The following is a 5,393-nucleotide window of genomic DNA, read 5'->3' on the forward strand; positions in this document are numbered from 1 at the left end:
CAAAAAGAAGAGTCCCTCGGAATAACATCCAAAGGACTCTCTCTCAAAAAAAGGCAGCTACCTACTCTCCCACTGTTACGCAGTACCATCGGCGTAGTTGGCTTAACTTCTCTGTTCGGAATGGGAAGAGGTGGAACCCCAACGCTATAACCACCTAAATAAGAATTGACATATTCAGTATATACACACAATAAAACTAACAAGCATCAAAGCCAAAAACAAAGCCTACTGCTTCAAAAGATTTCAATTACTCTACAAAGTCGCGAAAAATTTTGGGAAATTAGTACTACTCAGCTGTGATGTTACCACCTATACACCTGTAGCCTATCTAGGTCGTCGTCTACAACCTCCCTATATGGATATCTAATCTTGAGGCTGGCTTCGTGCTTAGATGCTTTCAGCACTTATCCAATCCCGACATAGCTACTCGGCAGTGCACCGGGCGGTACAACCGATAGACCAGAGGTCAGTCCAACACGGTCCTCTCGTACTAGTGTCAGAGCCTCGCAAATATCCTGCGCCCACAACAGATAGAGACCGAACTGTCTCACGACGTTCTGAACCCAGCTCGCGTGCCACTTTAATGGGCGAACAGCCCAACCCTTGGGACCTTCTCCAGCCCCAGGATGTGACGAGCCGACATCGAGGTGCCAAACCGCTCCGTCGATATGAGCTCTTGGGAGCGATCAGCCTGTTATCCCCGGAGTACCTTTTATCCTTTGAGCGATGGCCCTTCCATACGGAACCACCGGATCACTATGCTCTAGTTTCCTACCTGTGCGACTTGTTTGTCTCCCAGTCAAGCACCCTTATGCCATTACACTCTACGACCGGTTACCAATCGGCCTGAGGGTACCTTTAGAAGCCTCCGTTACGCTTTTGGAGGCGACCACCCCAGTCAAACTACCCACCATACACTGTCCGCACTTAGCGCGTTAGTAGCCAAATAGTAAAAGGGCCGTATTTCAACAGCGACTCCTTGATGACTGGCGTCACCAATTCTCAGTCTCCGGCCTATCCTACACATCTAATACCCGGCTACAATGTAAAGCTATAGTAAAGGTTCACGGGGTCTTTTCGTCCCGTTGCGGGTAATCGGCATCTTCACCGATACTACAATTTCACCGAGCTCGCGGTTGAGACAGTGCCAGATCGTTACACCATTCGTGCAGGTCGGAACTTGCCCGACAAGGAATTTCGCTACCTTAGGACCGTTATAGTTACGGCCGCCGTTTACTGGGGCTTCAATTCAAAGCTTCTCATTGCTGATGACCTCTCCTCTTAACCTTCCAGCACCGGGCAGGTGTCAGGCTATATACGTGATATTTCTATTTTGCATAGCCATGTGTTTTTGTTAAACAGTCGCCAGGGCCTTTTCACTGCGGCCTCTATATCTCTATAGAGGCGTCCTTTATCCCGAAGTTACAGGACTATTTTGCCTAGTTCCTTAACCGCGAATCACTCGAGCGCCTTAGTATACTCAACCCAACCACCTGTGTCGGTTTACGGTACGGGTAATAATACAATATGTTTAGCGGTTTTTCTTGGGAGCCTGATTACATGCATATCGAATTGTGCAAGCACGCTTCGTACTTTCAGGTTCAGATCTCAGCGCGGATTTGCCTACGCCAATCAACTCCTACACCCTTTAACCAACTATTCCGTCAGTTGGCAGCATTGTCACTTCTCCGTCGCCACATCACTCATATTATTAGTACTGGAATATTAACCAGTTCATCCATCGCATACGCCATTCGGCTACTGCTTAGGTCCCGACTGACCCTGATCCGTTTAGCGTTGATCAGGAAACCTTGGTCTTTCGGCGAGGGGGTTTCTAACCCCCTTTATCGTTACTTATACCTACATTTGCTTTTCTTATAGGTCCAGCATCAGTCGTCCTGATACCTTCTGCCCCAATAAGAATGCTCCCCTACCGATGTATTAAACATCCCACAGCTTCGGTACACTGCTTATGCCCGATTATTATCCATGCCAAAATCCTCGACTAGTGAGCTGTTACGCACTCTTTAAATGAATGGCTGCTTCCAAGCCAACATCCTAGCTGTCTTCGCATCTTGACCGCGTTTGTCCAACTTAGCAGTGATTTAGGGACCTTAGCCGATGGTCCGGATTCTTCTCCTCTCGGACATGGACCTTAGCACCCATGCCCTCACTCCTAGGATATAAATTGTAAGCATTCGGAGTTTGTCTGGACTTGATAGCCGGTGAAAGCCTCGCATCCAATCAGTCGCTCTACCTCTTACAAGAAACTCCTAAGGCTGCACCTAAATGCATTTCGGGGAGTACGAGCTATCTCCAAGTTTGATTAGCCTTTCACCCCTACCCTCAGCTCATCCGAAAGCTTTTCAACGCTTACCAGTTCGGTCCTCCAGTTAGTGTTACCTAACCTTCAACCTGGCCAAGGGTAGATCACTTGGTTTCGCGTCTACCTCCTCTGACTATACGCCCTATTCAGACTCGCTTTCGCTACGGGTACATAACTATCGTTACTTAGCCTTGCCAGAAAAGGTAACTCGTAGGTTCATTATGCAAAAGGCACGCAGTCACACCTTAAAGGTGCTCCTACCGCTTGTAAGCAGACGGGTTCAGGATCTATTGCACTCCTCTGTTCGAGGTTCTTTTCACCTTTCCCTCACGGTACTTGTCCACTATCGGTCTCTCGGGTATATTTAGCCTTACGGGATGGGCCCCGCTAATTCGCCCAGGATTACACGTGTCCCGGGTTACTCAGGTGTCTCTCTCGATATAATTTAGCTTTTCGTCTACGTGACTATCACACTCTATGGTGTAGCTTTCCAACTACTTCTACTAAACCGAAATATATCTTTGTTGAAAGATCCTATTACCCCGCAAATGCCGAAACATCTACGGTTTGGGCTAATCCCCGTTCGCTCGCCACTACTAAGGGAATCACTTTTGTTTTCTTCTCCTATGGGTACTTAGATGTTTCAGTTCCCCACGTATGCCCTATGTATTTACATAGTGTTAGGTCTCCTACCTAACGGGTTGCCCCATTCGGAAATCTGCGGATCAATTTGTATGTGCCAATACCCGCAGCTTATCGCAGCTTATCACGTCCTTCTTCGCTTCCGAGAGCCTAGGCATCCACCGTCTGCCCTTACTTATTTTTCGCCTAAAAAGTTCCAATCGAAATCGAAACTATCTTTGTTGAGTAATTAATTTGCTTTTGCAGATTACTTTTTTTTATCGTTTCGTTACTTCGCACATAAAAGTACAAAGTAACGGCTCTACTCTTGTTGTTATCTTCTTGTGTTACTAAATATGTCAAAGATCGCTCGATTAGACCTTTTCATCTAACCATCGTGGAGAATATCGGATTCGAACCGATGACCCCCTGCTTGCAAAGCAGGTGCTCTAGCCAGCTGAGCTAATCCCCCTTAAACTAATTTCATCGTAGTCCCAGGCAGAGTTGAACTGCCGACCTCTACATTATCAGTGTAGCGCTCTAACCAACTGAGCTATAGGACTGTAATGCAACAGTACGGCATATGCTTTTCAACTCGCAGATCGCTCCGCACCGTTTATTCCCGTATATACCTAATAAAAGAAACAGCAGTGTGTGCATACCCCAAAATGGGATAAAACAAACATAGTAAATACGTACCACAAAACAATTTGATGCTCCAGAAAGGAGGTGTTCCAGCCACACCTTCCGGTACGGCTACCTTGTTACGACTTAGCCCCAGTCACCGGTATTACCCTTAAGCGCTCCTTACGGTTACACTCTTCAGGTACCCCCGACTCCCATGGCTTGACGGGCGGTGTGTACAAGGCCCGGGAACGTATTCACCGCGCCATGGCTGATGCGCGATTACTAGCGAATCCAGCTTCACGGAGTCGAGTTGCAGACTCCGATCCGAACTGGGACAAGGTTTGAGGATCTGCTCCATATCGCTATGTGGCTTCCCTTTGTCCTTGCCATTGTAACACGTGTGTCGCCCTGGATGTAAGGGCCGTGCTGATTTGACGTCATCCGCCCCTTCCTCTCGTCTTACGACGGCTGTCTCGATAGAGTCCTCAGCATTACCTGTTAGTAACTATCGACGCGGGTTGCGCTCGTTATGGCACTTAAGCCGACACCTCACGGCACGAGCTGACGACAACCATGCAGCACCTACTTAGGAGCCCCGAAGGGAAAATCTACTTTCATAAATCGTTCTCCTAAATTTCAATCCCAGGTAAGGTTCCTCGCGTATCATCGAATTAAACCACATGTTCCTCCGCTTGTGCGGGCCCCCGTCAATTCCTTTGAGTTTCACCGTTGCCGGCGTACTCCCCAGGTGGAATACTTATCGCTTTCGCTTAGACTCTTACTGTATATCGCAAAAATCTAGTATTCATCGTTTACAGCGTGGACTACCAGGGTATCTAATCCTGTTTGATACCCACGCTTTCGTGCTTCAGTGTCAGACAGAGCCTGGTACGCTGCCTTCGCAATCGGCGTTCTGTGTGATATCTATGCATTTCACCGCTACACCACACATTCCGCATACCTCGTCTCCTCTCAAGCAAACCAGTTTCAACGGCAAGACTACAGTTGAGCTGCAGCTTTTCACCACTGACTTAATTCGCCACCTACGCACCCTTTAAACCCAATAAATCCGGATAACGCTCGTATCCTCCGTATTACCGCGGCTGCTGGCACGGAGTTAGCCGATACTTATTCGTAGAGTACATTCCCTTCAGCCACTCGTGGCCATCATTATTCCTCTACAAAAGAAGTTTACAATCCATAGGACCGTCGTCCTTCACGCGACTTGGCTGGTTCAGGCTTGCGCCCATTGACCAATATTCCTCACTGCTGCCTCCCGTAGGAGTCTGGTCCGTGTCTCAGTACCAGTGTGGGGGGTCAACCTCTCAGTCCCCCTATCCATCGTTGCCTTGGTAAGCCGTTACCTTACCAACAAGCTAATGGAACGCATGCCCATCTGTAATCAATAAATCTTTCCTATATCAATCATGCGAAAAATATAGAATATAGGGTATTAATTCGACTTTCACCGAGCTATCCCCTAATTACAGGCAGGTTGCATACGCGTTACGCACCCGTGCGCCGGTCGCCATCAATCTTAGCAAGCTAAAATTATGCTGCCCCTCGACTTGCATGTGTTAAGCCTATCGCTAGCGTTCATCCTGAGCCAGGATCAAACTCTCCATTGTTATTTTAAGTTGTTATTTTCCTTTATTAGCTCAAAATGTTTTATTGAGTAGTACGACAAAGAATTGAATAAGTCCTTAACTTAATATAGTAAGGGGCTTCTTCCTTTTGTTCTACCTTGTTCGTCCAATACTTTATAGTATTGTGCACTACACTTTTGTTCTTTATATCAAGTATCTCAAAGATCTCTTAT

At 47.3% G+C, this 5,393-nt stretch carries 2 tRNA genes and 3 rRNA genes; all 5 read right to left on the reverse strand.

Features of this window, described 5'->3' with window-relative positions:
* Positions 1 to 48: 48 nt before the first annotated feature.
* A 5S ribosomal RNA gene (gene rrf, locus JCM15907_RS09635) occupies positions 49 to 158 on the reverse strand.
* 103 nt (positions 159 to 261) lie between these two features.
* A 23S ribosomal RNA gene (locus JCM15907_RS09640) occupies positions 262 to 3,153 on the reverse strand.
* Between the two features lie 192 nt (positions 3,154 to 3,345).
* A tRNA-Ala gene (locus JCM15907_RS09645) sits at positions 3,346 to 3,419 on the reverse strand.
* Positions 3,420 to 3,436: 17 nt separating this feature from the next.
* A tRNA-Ile gene (locus JCM15907_RS09650) sits at positions 3,437 to 3,510 on the reverse strand.
* 159 nt (positions 3,511 to 3,669) lie between these two features.
* Positions 3,670 to 5,202 (reverse strand): 16S ribosomal RNA (locus tag JCM15907_RS09655).
* The 16S, 23S and 5S rRNA genes sit together here with 2 tRNA genes alongside, the layout of an rRNA operon.
* Between the last annotated feature and the right edge of the window lie 191 nt (positions 5,203 to 5,393).

Source organism: Porphyromonas gingivicanis JCM 15907 (assembly GCF_000614585.1).
Classification (GTDB): domain Bacteria; phylum Bacteroidota; class Bacteroidia; order Bacteroidales; family Porphyromonadaceae; genus Porphyromonas; species Porphyromonas gingivicanis.